The 14844-nt window shown below is 62.3% G+C and carries 13 protein-coding genes; 4 read left to right on the top strand and 9 right to left on the bottom strand.

Annotated elements, in window-relative coordinates; translation table 11 throughout:
• Position 1: 1 nt before the first annotated feature.
• A complete protein-coding gene (locus ACSOSP_RS17075) occupies positions 2-1372 on the bottom strand; it encodes an acyclic terpene utilization AtuA family protein (RefSeq protein WP_455308506.1) in 1371 nt (456 codons plus the stop codon).
• A 26-nt stretch (positions 1373-1398) separates the two neighbouring features.
• Complete coding sequence (locus ACSOSP_RS17070) at positions 1399-2703, bottom strand: CitMHS family transporter (protein WP_455308505.1); 1305 nt, start codon at positions 2701-2703, stop codon at positions 1399-1401.
• A gap of 134 nt (positions 2704-2837) precedes the next feature.
• Between ACSOSP_RS17070 and ACSOSP_RS17065 the strand changes: the two genes are divergently transcribed.
• Positions 2838-3737, top strand: a complete 900-nt coding sequence (locus ACSOSP_RS17065; RefSeq protein WP_455308504.1) for a LysR family transcriptional regulator — start codon at positions 2838-2840, stop codon at positions 3735-3737.
• A gap of 27 nt (positions 3738-3764) precedes the next feature.
• On the opposite strand, the gene ACSOSP_RS17060 is transcribed toward ACSOSP_RS17065, so the two are convergent.
• Genes ACSOSP_RS17060 through ACSOSP_RS17040 form a run of 5 tightly spaced genes read right to left on the bottom strand, consistent with a single transcriptional unit; the run spans position 3765 to position 9561 of the window.
• Positions 3765-5117 (bottom strand): 2-hydroxycarboxylate transporter family protein, encoded by a 1353-nt coding sequence (locus ACSOSP_RS17060; RefSeq protein ID WP_455308503.1) that lies wholly within the window; start codon positions 5115-5117, stop codon positions 3765-3767.
• Positions 5118-5165: 48 nt separating this feature from the next.
• Entirely contained in the window at positions 5166-6536 is a 1371-nt protein-coding gene (locus tag ACSOSP_RS17055) for a short-chain fatty acid transporter (protein WP_455308502.1), read from the bottom strand.
• 47 nt (positions 6537-6583) lie between these two features.
• Positions 6584-7408 (bottom strand): amidohydrolase family protein, encoded by an 825-nt coding sequence (locus tag ACSOSP_RS17050; RefSeq protein WP_455308501.1) that lies wholly within the window; start codon positions 7406-7408, stop codon positions 6584-6586.
• A 30-nt stretch (positions 7409-7438) separates the two neighbouring features.
• Positions 7439-8641 carry a CaiB/BaiF CoA transferase family protein gene (locus ACSOSP_RS17045; RefSeq protein WP_455308500.1) on the bottom strand — a complete coding sequence of 401 codons (1203 nt, stop codon included), beginning with the start codon at positions 8639-8641 and terminating at the stop codon, positions 7439-7441.
• Positions 8638-9561 carry an HpcH/HpaI aldolase/citrate lyase family protein gene (locus tag ACSOSP_RS17040; protein ID WP_455308499.1) on the bottom strand — a complete coding sequence of 308 codons (924 nt, stop codon included), beginning with the start codon at positions 9559-9561 and terminating at the stop codon, positions 8638-8640. Before ACSOSP_RS17040 ends, ACSOSP_RS17045 begins: the two co-directional genes overlap by 4 nt.
• A gap of 75 nt (positions 9562-9636) precedes the next feature.
• Here ACSOSP_RS17040 and ACSOSP_RS17035 point away from each other — a divergent pair, with 75 nt between their 5' ends.
• The gene (locus tag ACSOSP_RS17035) at positions 9637-10518 is read left to right on the top strand and encodes a LysR family transcriptional regulator (protein WP_455308498.1); all 882 of its coding nucleotides are present in this window, start codon (positions 9637-9639) and stop codon (positions 10516-10518) included.
• 117 nt (positions 10519-10635) lie between these two features.
• On the opposite strand, the gene ACSOSP_RS17030 is transcribed toward ACSOSP_RS17035, so the two are convergent.
• Entirely contained in the window at positions 10636-10923 is a 288-nt protein-coding gene (locus ACSOSP_RS17030) for a hypothetical protein (RefSeq protein WP_031359878.1), read from the bottom strand.
• A gap of 86 nt (positions 10924-11009) precedes the next feature.
• Complete coding sequence (gene poxB, locus ACSOSP_RS17025) at positions 11010-12731, bottom strand: ubiquinone-dependent pyruvate dehydrogenase (RefSeq protein WP_455308497.1); 1722 nt, start codon at positions 12729-12731, stop codon at positions 11010-11012.
• Between the two features lie 302 nt (positions 12732-13033).
• Between poxB and ACSOSP_RS17020 the strand changes: the two genes are divergently transcribed.
• Positions 13034-13747 (top strand): pseudouridine synthase, encoded by a 714-nt coding sequence (locus ACSOSP_RS17020; RefSeq protein ID WP_455308496.1) that lies wholly within the window; start codon positions 13034-13036, stop codon positions 13745-13747.
• A gap of 146 nt (positions 13748-13893) precedes the next feature.
• Positions 13894-14763 (top strand): alpha/beta hydrolase, encoded by an 870-nt coding sequence (locus ACSOSP_RS17015; protein ID WP_455308495.1) that lies wholly within the window; start codon positions 13894-13896, stop codon positions 14761-14763.
• Positions 14764-14844 lie beyond the last annotated feature (81 nt).

Below are 14844 nucleotides of genomic sequence, written 5' to 3'. Positions count from 1 at the left end.
CTCAAGCCTCCACCATTTCAAACGATGCCCGCACGAGTTCTCGCGGCATCAAAACCGACTGCACCGCGATCACTTCGCGTGCCGTCTTTGCTACCCCGCCGCCGCCAGCCGGACCGTTGGTATAAAGCGTCTCGACTTCATTGCCGATACGAACCGCCTCTTCCATCGAATCCGTGCGACCAGACACGCGCACACGAACCTCATACGGTTCCACGTTACGCTCACCCAGCGTCGCGCCATGCAGCGAATCGATACCGATCAAATCGAAGCGCAGTTCGCTCGTCGCAACACCAGTTATCTCCAACCGCTCACGCACGATCTCAAGCGCCAGTTTCGCGCGCGCGAGCGCGCCCGGACCGCCATACGAAATCTGCCCCTCGCCAATAAACCCATCCACGTAAGCCACGGTCACCTTCAACGTCCCCGTACGCGATGTCCCACGCCCACCACTCACCCGCACACGATCCGGCGCTTCTTCCACCACGCGAACCTGCGTGAAATCGGCGACTACATCGGGCTGCAGGTATCGACGGGGATCGTGGATCTCGTACAGCAGTTGCTCCTTGCACGTGGCCTCCGTCACGCGGCCGCCGGCGTGCGCGACCTTCGTGATCGTGACGGCGCCATCGGCGTCGACCTCACCGATCGGGAAGCCGAGGCGCGCGAGCATTGGCACATCCTTGAAACCGGGATCGGCGAAATAACCACCCGTAATCTGACCCGCGCATTCGAGCAGATGTCCCACCACCGTCGCCTGACCGAGCGTGTTCCAATCGTCCATGGTCCAGCCGAATGCATGGATCAGCGGCGCCGTGAACAACGACGGATCGGCCGCGCGGCCGGTGAGCACGATATTGGCGCCGGCCTTTAATGCATCGACAATCGGCTCCGCGCCGAGATACGCGTTAGCCGAAACGAGCCGGTTGTCGTAGTCGGCAACTCTATCGCCCGACTCCTCGAACACATACGTCCCTTGCCTCACGACATCGAGCACATCGTCGCCGCTGACAGCCGCGATTTTCAAACCGCTCAAACCCAATTCATGCGCAATCGACGCCGTCTTGCGCGCCGCCGCCAGCGGATTCGCCGCGCCCATGTTCGAGATGATCCGTACATGGTTACGCACGGCCGCCGGCAACACGGCGCGCATCCGCGCTTCGAGCAACGGGTCGTAACCCAGCTCCGGATTCGCCCTGCGCGCCTGCTGCGCAAGCGCAATGGTTCGCTCTGCCAAACACTCGAACACGAGATAGTCGAGCGCCCCGTGTTCGGCCAATTCGACCGCGGGTTCGATGCGATCGCCCGAGTAACCCGCACCCGCGCCGATCCGTACGCGGGTGGTTTGAGTCACAGCATTGGTTGCAGCAGTCATACGATTCCTTGCGTTAAAAAACGCGCTCAAAGAGGAAAGATCCCCAGCACGACGCACGCAATCGTCATCACGATCGATGCGCCAAACAACAGCGGAAACGTGAATTTCTGATGATCGGCGAGATCGATGCCGGTGAGTCCGACGACGAGGAACGTCGCCGGCGTAAGCGGGCTGACCGGGAACCCCGTGGTCATTTGCCCAAGCAATGCGGCCTGGCCGACATGCACGGCGGGCACGCCAAGCTGCCCTGCGACTTCCGCGATCACGGGCAGCACGCCGAAGTAAAACGAGTCGGGATCGAAGAGCATGCTGAGCGGCATCGACAGGAAACCAAGCACAACGGGAATATGCGTTGCCATCGATGGCGGCACGAAACCGACCGCGGCTTGCGCCATTGCCTTGAGCATGCCGCTGCCTTGCATCACGCCCGTGAACACACCCGCGGCCAGCAAGATGCCCGCCATCATCAGCGCGGCGCGTGCGTGGGCATCGATGCGCTGGCGCTGCATGTCCACGTTCGGATAGTTGACGAGCAACGCGACGCACAGGCCGACCATGAACATGATCGCCGGCGGAATCTTCTCGCCCATCACCACCATCGTGCCGAGCACCACCAATGTCAGCACGATGTTGAACCAGAAGTTTTTCGGTCGACGCAGCGCTTTTTGTTCATCGGTGAGTTCGCGCTTTGGCATTGGGATAGCGCCGTCAGCGCCCGAGTATCCCAGGCGCTTCTCTTCACGCCGGCCGAGCCACCAAGCCATGCCAAACACAAACACGAGACCCACGATCTGCACCGGAATCAGCGGATTGAACAGCGCCGATATAGGCAGATGCAGCGACGCCGACGCACGGATCATCGGCCCTGTCCATGGCAGGAAATTGATCCCCGCCGCCATCGATGCCGCCGCGGCCAGCACGCGCCGATCCATCTTGAGACGGTCGTAAAGCGGCAGCATCGCGGGGATGGTGACGAGGAAGCACACCGCGCCCGAACCATCGAGGTGAATCAGCAGCGCGAGCAGCGTCGTGCCCATCACAATGCGCGTCGGCCGCGTGCCGACCGTGCGCAAGATTCGGTCGATGATCGGATCGAGCGTGCCCGCGTCCGTGATCGTGCCGAAGTACAGGATCGCGAACACGAACATGCCGACGACGGGCGCCAGGCTCTTCAGACCGTCGATGACAAACTTGCTCGTCTGCAAGCCGAAGCCGCCGATCAGCGACGCCGCTATCGGCACGATGATCAGCGCCACCAGCGGCGACATCCGTTTTGAAAGAATCGCCGCGAGCAGGACGACGATCGTGGCCACGCCAAGTAAGGGCAGCAAGGTTTTGTCTCCGATCTTTTTAATCGATTGTTTTATGACTGAACCAAGCGTAGTTTCAGAGCGTCGATAAAACAATTGAAATGATTTGATGACAGCAATCACATTTCATAATTGATCATGCACGAACCCAAAACATGGACCTGAATCTCCGCGATATCCGCGCGTTCATCGCCGTGGCGCAGGCGGGCAATTTCACGCGCGCGGCGGTGCGGCTGCATCTGTCGCAGCCCGCGTTGACCGTGCAGATCCGCCGTCTTGAAGAAACGATCGGTGCGCGGCTGTTCGACCGCAATAGCCGCAGCGTTGCATTGACACCGGTCGGACGGGATCTGCTGCCCGTCCTGCAAAAGTCGCTCGGCGACATGGAACAGGTTCTCCACGACGCCCGCGCGCTCAGCGACGGCTCCGCCGGCACGATAAGGCTGGCGTGCCTGCCGTCGTTCGCCGCGAGCTTATTGCCTGACCTGATCCAGGATTTCAGACGCGAGCTTCCGCATGTGTCGTTTCAAATCCGCGATGTGGTCGCAAGCGTCGTGAATACGCTGGTGCGTAACGAGGATGTCGACGTGGGCCTGACCGGCGGGGATGTCACCGATACCTCGCTGGAAGTGCTGCACGCGGGCGAGGACCGGCTGTGCGTCGTGTGTCCGCAGGGGCATCCATTGACGGCTGGCAAGCGGATCGGGTTGGAGGAGATCGTCCGCTATCCGCTGGTGTTGACGGCGGCGGGAACGAGCGTGCGGGCAGTGGTGGACGCCGCACTCGAGCATGCCGGCTGCGCCCCCGTGCCCACCTGCGAGCCGACTTACATGATGACGGCGGTGGCCATGGTTCGCGCAGGGCTCGGCGTGACCGTCCTGCCGCGCTCGGCGCGCGAGGTGCGCGCTGAACCGGCGCTGGTGACGCGGGTTATCGATGAGCCGGGTTTCGTGCGCCCCATCGCGCTCGTGAAGAAGCGCGGACGCACGCTGCCGCCCGTGACCGAGGCGTTTGTCGATGTGATCGTGAAGGGGCTCGGGCAGCGCGGAGATTGAGGGGCCGGCTACCGACCCAACGCAGGTTCAATGCATGAAGGCGAACACGGCCAGCGCGGCCATCACCGTGATCGCGCCGCCGATGCGCGTCGCGATCTGCGCGAACGGCATCAGCTCCATGCGATTTCCCGCCGTCAGGATGGCCACATCGCCGGTGCCGCCCAAGCCGCTATGCGTTGCGTTGACCATGGCTGCTTCCACCGGATGCATGTCCATCAGCCGGCCGACGAAGAAGCCCGTCACCACCAGCGTCAGCACAGTCACCACGGCCGTCAGGATATTCGCCCAATGAAATGCCGTCACGATCTCGCCCCACGGCGTCATGGCGACGCTGATCGCGAACATCAGCGGGTACGTGACGGCAGTGGCAAAGAACGAATACATGAAGCGCGCGCCGCCGCGTACACGGGGTGACACCGCTTGCAGCAATTGCGCCGCGACCACCAGCAACAGCATCACCACGGGCGCGGGCCAGCCGAACCATTGATGACTCAACTGCCCGACCAGATACAGCGCGATGGCCGTGGCGCCCGCCGCGGCGACCGAGCTGACATCGAATTCAAACGCGACAGGCGCTGATGTTGGTGTATCCGCCTGCGAGCGATCGTCGTTGCGCGTCAATTGGCCGTTGCCGGTCCATGCCGGTTTCTTCGTGCCCACGTAGTTCAGGAAACCCGCACAGCAAATTGCCGCGATGTTGCCAAGCATGACCGCCGACAACACTTGCGCGAACAACGGGCCTTGATCGACACCGAGCGTCTGCGCGTATCCCATCGACAGCGGCAATGCGCCCTCACCCACGCCGCCCGCCATGATCGGCACGACCACGAAAAACAGCGTATGTTTTGCGCCGAGCCCAAGCAGTGCGCCCACGCCCGTGCCAACCAGCGCCGCTGCCAGCGAACCGGCGCAGACCGGCACGAAGATCTTGATGAAGCCTTTGATCAGCGTTTGCCGGTCCATGCTGAGCACGCTGCCCACAATAATCGCGGCGATGAAGAGATAGAGAAAATTGGTGCTCTTGGTGAATGACGTGACCGACTTCACGACGCTTACGGGCATCAGGTGGTAATAGATCAGGGCCGACGGCAGAAAGGCCGCGAAGATCGACGTTGCGCCAATGTGCCGGATCCACGGAATGCGCCGCGCGAGTTCAGCGCAGCTGAAACCACCGACGGCGACCAGCGCGATGCCCGTCGGCAGATCGGCGTCGAGTTTGCCGCCGGCAGCCATTGCGGCGAGTACAAGCAGCAGCACGATATACACCGGCAAGGGCACCACGCCGATACGGACATCGAATATCACCCACCAGCGATCTCTCCATACCGTCGCGCTCGAGGGCTCAGCGGCTTGGGTATCGCGTGCTTCAGACGTCTCCATTCAAGTCTCCGTGACTTTGTTTTGCCACCGCGCTAACGACGCGCACACCTAGATCAGCAACAGCAAGGCCGCGCCATACACCACCGCGCCGAGCAGGAAAGTCATGAAGGTGAAGCCGAGCACCCGCTGCACGCCGACACCCGCCATGGCCACCACCGGCGCGGCCCAGAACGGCTGCAGCATGTTGGACACTTGTTCACCCATGGCGACCGCCATGGTCGTGCCGGGCACCGATGCATGCAGCGCCACCGCCGCCGGCACCACGAATGGTCCCTGCACCGCCCAGTGCCCGCCACCGGAAGGCACGAGAAAAGTCACGATCAGCGAACACACGTAACTCCAGAAAGGCAGCGTGTGCGCGTTCGAAATAGCGATGAAGAAGTGCGACAGGACGTCGGGCAAACCGGTCGCATCCATGATCCCCATGATGCCGCCGTAGAGCGGGTACTGCAGCATCATCGAGCCGGTCTGGCGCGCGGCATTCTTGATGGCATCGGCGTAAGCGAGGGGGTAACCATGCAGCACCACGCCCGCGATGAACATCACGAAGATCACCGCGTTCACGCCGCTGAAGCCGGTCTTGTGCGTCCACGCAATCGCCAGGAACGACACCCCTGCCGCACCGATAAACGCGCTGCCCACCCACGAATACTCAAGCCACTTCGCCGGCGTGAGCTTGCCTGCGGGCCGGGTTTTCACGGGAGCATCGGGATTCTTGTCGAGATCGAGTACGACGATGTCTTCATCGGCCGGCTTGAGGAAAGCCAACACGATCGGCGTGGCGACCAGCATCAGGATTGTCGGCACGAGATTGAACGCGGTGAACACCGTGCTGCTGAAGGGCAACACCTGCCCCGTCAGTTTCTCGACGACGTTCATGGCGCTGCCATGTGTCGCCTGGGCGAGTGCGATCGAACTCGAGATGCCGCTCGCCCACACGACCCAGCCGGAGAAGCCGGCGGCGACAATCCACGCAAAGTCCACGCGCATGCGCTTGGCGACTTCACGCGCGAGCAGCGCTGCAACCACGAGCCCGAACCCCCAGTTGAAAAATGAGGCGACCGCCACCGACACAAACGTCAGCGTGGCAGCTTGGACCGGCGTACGCGCGAGAGAAACGACCGCACGAAAAAGCCGCTGCACAGGAGGTGCATGCGCGAAGGCGTGGCCCGTGACGAGGATCAGCGTGATCTGGAACGCGAACGTGAGGATATCGAAGAAACCCTTGTACCAGCCGCCGACAATCCCCATGAACGACGCGTGCGGCGCAAACAACGCAGACACTACCGCGACGAACGCGGTGATCAGGATGGCGAGAACGAACGGGTCGGGGATGACTCGCTCGAAAAGCTCGATGGTCGCGTTGGTGAAGCGTGTTTTACCGCTGCCGCCCGAAGGTGAGGCGCTCGCCGGTTTCATGTCAGTCTCCTTGTCATTGTTGTTGGATGTTCTAGCGTCGGGCGGCGTCAAAAGTCATACAGGCTCGCGGGGTTATCGACGAGAATCGCGCGGCGTTGTATCGGGTCTTGAACCCAGTGGGAAAGCAGGTCGAATAGTGTGGTGTCGTCGGGCTTGGTCGCTTCCGTTGTGTGCGGCCAGTCGCTGCCCCACACCAGACGCTCGGGCGCAGCATTGACCCATGCATGCGCCGCGCGGTCCATGTCGCTGTAGCGCTGCGCTTCGCCCACGCGCGAATCGAGATACGGACCCGACAACTTCAGCCACGCACGCCCACCGTCCAGCAGCGAGCGCACGATGCCGAACGCGGGATGATCAATCCCCTCGGGCAAAGACAAACGCGCGAGGTGATCGAAGACGATCTTCGACGGCAGGCGCCTCAGCAAAGCCTCATGTTCAACGATCTGCGCCGCTGTCCAATGCAACTGGACATGCCAGCCAAGTTCATGCACTCGCTGCGAGAGCGACTCCACCATCTCGAAGCCGACCACCGCCTGCACCGGCGTGTACAGCGTGAACCGAATCCCGCGGATACCACCCGTATGCAGCGTGACCAGTTCGGCGTCGGTCACGTCGGGACGGAGCACCGCCACGCCGCGCGTACGGTCGGCGCCGAGTTGCCGGATCGCGTCGAGTGTCACGCTGTTATCGACGCCATAGATACGCGGCGTCACGACCACCGTGCGTGTAGTGCCGATGCGCGCCTGGATCTCACGCCGATAATCATCGGCGGTAGCGTTGCTCACCATCGTGCCGTCGTGCGGAAAACGGGCATCGTAGACATGCATGTGCGCGTCGCAGGCAAGCGGTGGCGCCAGGGTGATTGCGGGCATGACGTGTCTCCTTGTTGTTTTTATCCGCTTTTATTCGATCACGCGCTTTGCCCGCAGCGCTTCGATGTCATCGACCGACATGCCTTGTTCGCTCAGCACTTGCTCTGAATCCTGTCCGAACGTAGGCGCGGCAAACGGTTCGGGACCGGGTGTGCGGCCGAAGCGGATCGAGCGCTTGAGCCCGCGATATCGGCCGACCACCGGATGCTCATACGTCGCGATCATGTCTTCGGCCAGCACCTGCGGGTCGTCGAACATGTCCTCCACTGTCCGCGCCGCCGCGCAAGGCACGTCTTCGCCGAACAGCGCTTCCCATTCCAGCGCGCTCTTGGCTGCCAGTGCGGCGTGAAGCTGCGGCACGATTTCATTTACGTGAAGCGCGCGCTTCCTGACGGTGTCGAAACGCGGATCGGCCGCGAGTGCGTCGAGGCCTGTCTTGCTGCACAACGCCTGCCAGAAATGCGGCGTATTGGCGGAGATGTAGAGGTAGCCATCGCGCGTCGGATGAATCCCCGTAATGCCGCCTGAACGCATGTCGCGGCCGACTTCGCGGGGCTCGCTGTCGGTCCAGACCAGTCGCGCCGACTGCATGGTGAGCGCGCTTCGCAACAGCGACACGCCCACGTATTGCCCCTCGCCGTTGCGCTCGCGCTCGAATAATGCCGACGCCACGCCTCCAGCTACCAAAGCCGCCGCGTAGTAATCCACCACGGATCCGTACAGCACCTCGGGCGGACCGCCACTCTTGCCCTGCATCGTGCACATGCCGGTCATGGTTTGCAGCACCTGGTCGTAACCGGCCTTGTCCTTGAGCGGACCGGTTTCGCCATAACCGGTCACGGCGCAGTAAATGAGCCGTGGATTGAGCGCTCTCAACTGCTCGTAATCGATACCCAGTCGCGCCGGCACACTCGGCCGGAAGTTGTGCACGAGCACGTCGGCGGTTGCCACCAGCGCCTTCAGCGTAGCCAGTCCTTCAGCTTGTTTCAGGTCCAGCGCGAGGCCAAGTTTGCTGCGGTTCACACCGAGAAAGGCGCGGCTTTCGCTCTCGAGCGTCGACGGATATTTGCGCAGGTTGTCGCCCGCGGGCGGCTCGATCTTGATGACTTCGGCGCCCTGGTCAGCGAGCAGGCTGCACCCATACGGCCCGGCGATATAAGCGCTCAGATCGAGCACCCTGATGCCGCTAAGCGGTCCGCGTGCGCCTTCGGGTCTGCGAGATGACGTGCTCATGACTGCGGCTCCTGATCTTGCTCCTGCTTTGAGGTCTCGCCCACGACCGCATTCAAAGCCGCCTGCGCCACGATCGCCCGCGCCCGCGCGACGAATGGAACGTCGATCATCTTGCCGTCGACCACATACGCGCCCCGGCCCGCTGCATCGGCTTCTGCAGCCGCTTCGACGACCCGTTGCGCGTGGGCGAGCTCATCGGGCGTCGGCTGGAATACTTCATTGGCGAGCGCGACCTGGCTCGGATGAATGCAGCTCTTGCCTATAAAACCAAGACTGCGCGCGAGCCGTGCTTCCGTCTGGAAGCCGGCCTGATCGCGGATATCGGCGAACGCGGAGTCGTAGGCGAACACCCCCGCCTCGCCCGCCGCCATGCTCAACGCGAACATGGCCTGCTGGATGGCCGCGGTTTCCCGTCGCGCGATGCCGAGCGGCTCGAACAAGTCACCCAGCCCAAGCTGCAAGCCTTTCACGCGAGGATGGGCGCTGGCCAGTTCAAACGCGCGCCGCAACGCACCCGGCGACTCGATATTCAGCAGCAAGCCAATCGGCCCGGTCACGCCGTTGGCACGTTCGGCGGCATCGAGCGCGTTCGCGGCTGCCCGAACGTCGTCGGCGTTGCGCGGTTTCGGCAAGTTGATCAGATTGACGCCCGTCTGCACGACTGCGGCGAGATCGGCTTCGAAGTGAGGCGAATCGATGGCGTTCACACGCACGATTATCGTCTTGCCGCGAAAACGGTCCGAGGCGCCTGGCTCTTGCGGAGAATCCAGCAGGAAGTCGCGCAGATGCGCCCGGGCTTCGGATTTGCGCGCCTCCGACACTGAGTCTTCGAGATCGAATGAAAGGGCGTCTGCCTGGCTCGCCAGCGCTTTGGCGAACAGTTCGGGCCGTGAGCCCGGAACAAATAGTTTGCTTTTCATGCTGCCAGTCTAGACATCGGCACAATGAAGATAAAGCGATAGAATGTGCCTTCAAAATCAACTAAAAGTATCTTTATGGAGACCTCGTTCCTGACCAGTTTCCTGCTGGTCGTCGATACCGGTTCAATGGCCGAAGCCGCGCGCCGCCTCGACCTGACGCCCGCCGCGGTGGCGCAGCAGATCCGCACGCTGGAGCGCGAATTCGGCACGCCGCTCTTCGCGCGCGCCGGACGGACGGTGTCGGTGACGCCGGCAGGCAGCCGGATAGTCGCGCAATCGCGGGGCTTGCTGCGCGAACTCGCCGACCTGAAGATCCTCGCCAACGACGACTATGCGACCGGCGAGCTCAGGCTCGGCACGATCAATACGGCGCTGCACAACCTGCTGCCGGATATCCTCGCGCTTTTTGTCAGCGCTCACCCGCATGTAAAGGTATTCATTCAGTCGGGGTCATCGAACGAATTGTATGAAGCATTGCAGCAAGGCGACGTCGATGCCGCCGTCTGCACGCATCCCGCATTCGCCATGCCAAAGACCTTCGTGTGGGAACTCCTGCGTGAAGAACCGCTGGTGGTGATCGCGCCGCAAAGCCTGGCGAAACGCGATGCACACGACCTGCTCGCCAACGAGCCGCTGATCCGCTACGACCGCTCGCGGGCGGGCGGCAAGGAAGCGGAGCGTTATCTGAGGCGCGCCGGCATTGTGCCGACCGAGCGCTTCGAACTCAGCTCGCTCGCCGCCATCGCGATGATGGTGGACCGTGGACTCGGGGTGTCGCTTGCACCGGATGTCGAGTCGCCAATAACCGGCGTCCTGCGCATCGCCCGGATCAGCTTGCCGATGGAGTCGGAGCCGCGCCGTTTTGGTGTGCTCTGGAAACGGGCGTCGGTGCGCGACCGGTTGATCCGCGGCTTCGTGGAATGCGCGCTTCAATGCGTGCGCGGCTCGATAGCCTGAAAATACCGGGCGCCTTTGCTCCGCCCCAAAAACAATACGGCGGCACGCTTGACGCGTGCCGCCGTATGCAGCGCTTCGAACATACCGTCCCGAGCGCCTTACTCAGGGCCTTGCCGCTTACTGCGGTTGACCCTTGTCGTTGGTACCCAGGGCTGAAGCAGCTGCGGCCGCCGAGGCGCCCTTCAGGTGCGATGCCTTGTCTTCCTGATGCAACGTCGTACCGCCTACGCCCGATGCTGCTTTCTTATGCTTGAAGTGCGGCAGGTGCGGTTTGGGTTCTTTCGGACTGACAGCAGGCTTGCTTGTGTCCGTCTTCGAACCGCCACCACCCGACTGTGCCATTGCCGTGCCTGCGAACGCGAATGCGAGCGCACCAACCATTGCAATTTGCGAGAACTTCTTCATTGCCAAATCTCCCTGGAGTTGTAAATTGATTGCAGCACCGCATTGTTGTTCGAAATGCATGGAATTTCAACGAATTCAGAATGTTCCTAGCGAAAATTGGTCTTCGCGAGTTCCACGATCTCGTCGCCGCGACCGTTCAGGATCGCCCGCAGCATGTAGAGACTGAAGCCTTTTGCCTGCGCCAATTCCACTTTTGGCGGCATCGCCAGCTCGTGTTTTGACGTCACCACGTCGACCAGCGCCGGCCCGGGATAAGCGAAAGCCTTCTGCAGAGCCTCTTTGATATCTTCAGACTCTTCGACCCGGATGCTGAAAATGCCCGCTCCCTGGGCGATGGCCGCGAAGTCCGTTTTGGCCAGATCGACGTTGGTATCCAGGTAACCGGCGGCCTTGAGTTCCATTGAAACGAAGCCGAGCAGACTGTTGTTATAAACCACCACTTTGATCGGCAGATCGAGCTGGCGGGCGCTGAGCAAGTCGCCGAGCAGCATCGATAAACCGCCGTCGCCCGAGAGCGAGATCACCTGGCGCCCCGGATTCGCGCCTTGGGCGCCGAGCGCCTGCGGCATCGCGTTTGCCATGGAACCGTGGTTGAACGAGCCGTGAAGCTGGCGTTTGCCGTTCATCGTCAGGTAGCGCGCGGACCAGACCGTCGGCGTGCCGACATCGGCGGTGAAAATGGCGTCTTCCGCGGCTGCCTCGTCGATGAGCTTCGTCAGGTATTGCGGATGGATCGCCTTGCCCGGCCCCGCCGGCGTGGCGAGCTCGTCGAGTCCCTTGCGCGCCTCCGCATAGTGCTTGCGGGCGGTATCGATGAACTTGCGGTCAGGCTTGCGCGTGAGCTTCGGCAGGACTGCCGCGACCGTTTCCTTGACCGTACCGACCAGCCCAAGGGCCAGCGGCGCCCGTGCGCCGAGCTTCGAGCCGCGCCAGTCGACCTGGATGATTTTGGCGTCGGCGGGATAGAACGGCCGGTAGGGGAAATCGCAGCCGAGCAGCAGCAGCGTGTCGCATGACATCATCGCGTGATAGCCGGAACTGAAGCCGATCAGCCCCGTCATGCCGACGTCGTACGGGTTGTCCCATTCAATGAACTGCTTGCCGCGCATTGCGTGGACGACCGGTGCGCCGAGCAGGTCCGCGAGCGCGACCACTTCGTCATGCGCGCCTGCGGTGCCGCTGCCGCACATGAGCGTCACCGCCTCCGACTCGTTCAGCATGGCCGCGAGCCGGTCGATATCGACATCGGAAGGCAAAATGGTCGACGGCCCCGTGGCCGACCAGCCCGGCTTTTCCGCGGGCGCATCGCTCAACGCGACATCGCCGGGCAAGACGATCACGGCGACGCCGCGCTCTTCAATCGCCGTGCGCATCGCGCGGGCAAGCACGCGGGGGAATTGAGCCGCGCTCGACACCAGCTCGACGTAATGGCTGCACTCCTTGAACAGCGCGGTCGGATGGGTTTCCTGGAAGTATCCGAGCCCGATTTCCGTCGATGGGATATGCGCGGCAATCGCCAGCACCGGCTGCTGGTTGCGGTGGCAGTCATACAAGCCGTTGATCAGGTGCAGGTTGCCCGGGCCGCAACTGCCGGCGCACACGGCGAGCTTTCCCGTCGATGCCGCGTCGGCGCCTGCCGCGAACGCGGCCACTTCCTCGTGACGCGTGTGCATCCAGCGGATGGAGCCGACCTGATCGAGGCTGTAGGCGAGCCCGTTCAGGCTGTCGCCGGTAACGCCCCAGATACGCTCGACGCCCGCTGCCGCCAGCGTCCTCGCCAAATATTCCGCAACCGTGTTTCTTGCCATGTCCTGCTCCTTGGATGAAAAGAGGGATCGGAGTGGTCGATTGGATGCCGGGTTGTCAGCGTCCTATCGTCATACGCGTGAGACAGGTCAAAACGGGTTCAAGCCGAAAAGCATAGACGCCATGCGGCGGATCAGTTATGAAAAAAACTTAATCAGCCTGCTTTACGAATGGCCGACGGCCGCTGCAGGCAATGCTTAAGTGTGCGTGCGCGGCCCTCGCTCAGGCTGTTGCAGGAAGGGATAGAACCATGCCGGTTGCTAGAATGTCCATTCCTACTTCCTGCTAGCCAAGAACCGCCCTGATGGATCTCGAACGCATTCTCTTCACGCAGGGTTTCGGCTCGCGCCGCCAATGCCGCGCTCTTATCGCCGATGAACGCGTGTCCGTTGCGGGCTCAACTTGCAGCAATCCCGCGCTCGACATTGCGTCCGACACGCTCGCGTCGTTCGAGTTTCAAGTCGATGGCGTGACATGGGGATATCGAGAGAAAGCGTATCTGGTGCTGAACAAGCCGCCGGGCTACGAGTGCTCGCGGGACCCGCAGCATCACCTGAGCGTCTTTCACCTGTTGCCGCCGCAACTGACGGAGCGTGGCGTGCAATGCGTGGGACGCCTGGACCAGGACACGACCGGCCTGCTGCTTCTCTCCGATGACGGCGCGTTCGTGCATGCATTCACATCGCCGAAACGCAAGGTGCCGAAGGTCTACCTTGCAACCACGCGCCATCCACTGGACGACGTTCAACTCTCGGCACTCCGCAACGGCGTCTTGCTGCATGGCGAATCACAGCCCGTTGCAGCTGTTAGCGCCGGGCAGCGCGACGAACGCCAGCTCGAGCTTTCGGTGCTCGAAGGCAAGTACCACCAGGTAAAGCGGATGGTCGCGGCGGCGGGGAACCGCGTGGAGAAATTGCATCGGGAGCGGATTGGCGGGTTTGCCCTACCCGACGATCTCGCTGAAGGCCAATGGCGCTGGCTGGACGATGCGGACCTCGCCATGCTCAGGCTTGGCTGATACGTCTCGCGCGTGTCATGTTCGTGCGACAGCGCGCTGAGCCAAGCCCTCGCAAGGTCTAAGGTCTCAATCAGGCCAACCCGGCGCGCTGCATCCATCCGGTTGCTTCGAGCGTAGAAGTGGCATCCCCCAGCTTTTCGATATTTATGCCCGCACAACAAAAACGCCGCATCGTGACATTCGGTCTTGCCAGTCTTGGCGCTGCGGCGCTCGCAGCCTGTAGTCCCGTCAAACTTTTGAACGCCACCATCCCGTCGAGCGGTTATCGGAAAACGTCAGGGATTGCGTACGGAAGCGATCCGCGCCAGGTACTCGATGTGTACGTGCCAGCCGCTGCGGCCAGTACTGAGCCGCGCCCGGTTGTCGTCTTTTTCTACGGCGGAAGCTGGCAGAACGGCGATCGCGGCAATTACCTGTTTGTGGCGCAAGCGCTGACGTCGCGCGGTTACGTGGCCGTGCTGCCCGACTACCGGACGTATCCGGAAACGGCGTTCCCCGGTTTTGTGAATGACGCGGCCGCCGCCGCTCGCTGGACCCGTGACCACGCGCATGAATTCGGCGGTGACCCATCGCGGCTGTTTGTCATGGGCCATTCGGCGGGCGCTCATCTTGCCGCGCTGATCGCGACCGATCCGCGCTATCTCGGCGCTCAGTCGATGTCGAAAGCCGACTTGCGTGGCGTGATTGGTCTGGCCGGACCTTACGATTTCCTGCCCATCACGGATCGAACACTGTTCGATGTCTTTCCAGCAGACACGCGCGCCGAGAGCCAGCCGATCAACTACGTCACGGGCCACGAGCCGCCGATGTTCCTCGCAGCCGGCACCGACGACTCCGTCGTCGATCCCGGCAACACCGACCGCCTGGCGGCCATGCTGCGCAAACATGGTGACTCGGTGGAGGTGAAGCACTACGACGGCTTCGGCCATATCCGCATTGTTTCGGCGCTGGCGTTGCCCTTGCGGGGACGCTCGACGGTGCTCGCGGACGTTTCGTCGTTCATCGACTCGCGGTAAATAAACCGACGGTGCTATTCAATAGGTGTTAACACAATACGCTGGCGCGGCACTGCAGCATGCCTTTCTTACGACGGAAAT

This window comes from Caballeronia sp. KNU42, from assembly GCF_053760385.1.
Note: the sequence above shows the minus strand (reverse complement) of the source record. Positions and strands in the feature narration are given on the sequence as shown.

Coding starts and splice junctions, on each gene's coding strand:
- ACSOSP_RS17040 (WP_455308499.1), bottom strand. CDS start 9,561: ATGAAAAGCAAACTATTTGTTCCGGGCTCACGGCCCGAACTGTTCGCC.
- ACSOSP_RS17020 (WP_455308496.1), top strand. CDS start 13,034: ATGGATCTCGAACGCATTCTCTTCACGCAGGGTTTCGGCTCGCGCCGC.
- ACSOSP_RS17015 (WP_455308495.1), top strand. CDS start 13,894: ATGCCCGCACAACAAAAACGCCGCATCGTGACATTCGGTCTTGCCAGT.
- ACSOSP_RS17055 (WP_455308502.1), bottom strand. CDS start 6,536: ATGAAACCGGCGAGCGCCTCACCTTCGGGCGGCAGCGGTAAAACACGC.
- ACSOSP_RS17050 (WP_455308501.1), bottom strand. CDS start 7,408: ATGCCCGCAATCACCCTGGCGCCACCGCTTGCCTGCGACGCGCACATG.
- ACSOSP_RS17075 (WP_455308506.1), bottom strand. CDS start 1,372: ATGACTGCTGCAACCAATGCTGTGACTCAAACCACCCGCGTACGGATC.
- ACSOSP_RS17045 (WP_455308500.1), bottom strand. CDS start 8,641: ATGAGCACGTCATCTCGCAGACCCGAAGGCGCACGCGGACCGCTTAGC.
- ACSOSP_RS17035 (WP_455308498.1), top strand. CDS start 9,637: ATGGAGACCTCGTTCCTGACCAGTTTCCTGCTGGTCGTCGATACCGGT.
- ACSOSP_RS17065 (WP_455308504.1), top strand. CDS start 2,838: ATGGACCTGAATCTCCGCGATATCCGCGCGTTCATCGCCGTGGCGCAG.
- poxB (WP_455308497.1), bottom strand. CDS start 12,731: ATGGCAAGAAACACGGTTGCGGAATATTTGGCGAGGACGCTGGCGGCA.
- ACSOSP_RS17060 (WP_455308503.1), bottom strand. CDS start 5,117: ATGGAGACGTCTGAAGCACGCGATACCCAAGCCGCTGAGCCCTCGAGC.
- ACSOSP_RS17030 (WP_031359878.1), bottom strand. CDS start 10,923: ATGAAGAAGTTCTCGCAAATTGCAATGGTTGGTGCGCTCGCATTCGCG.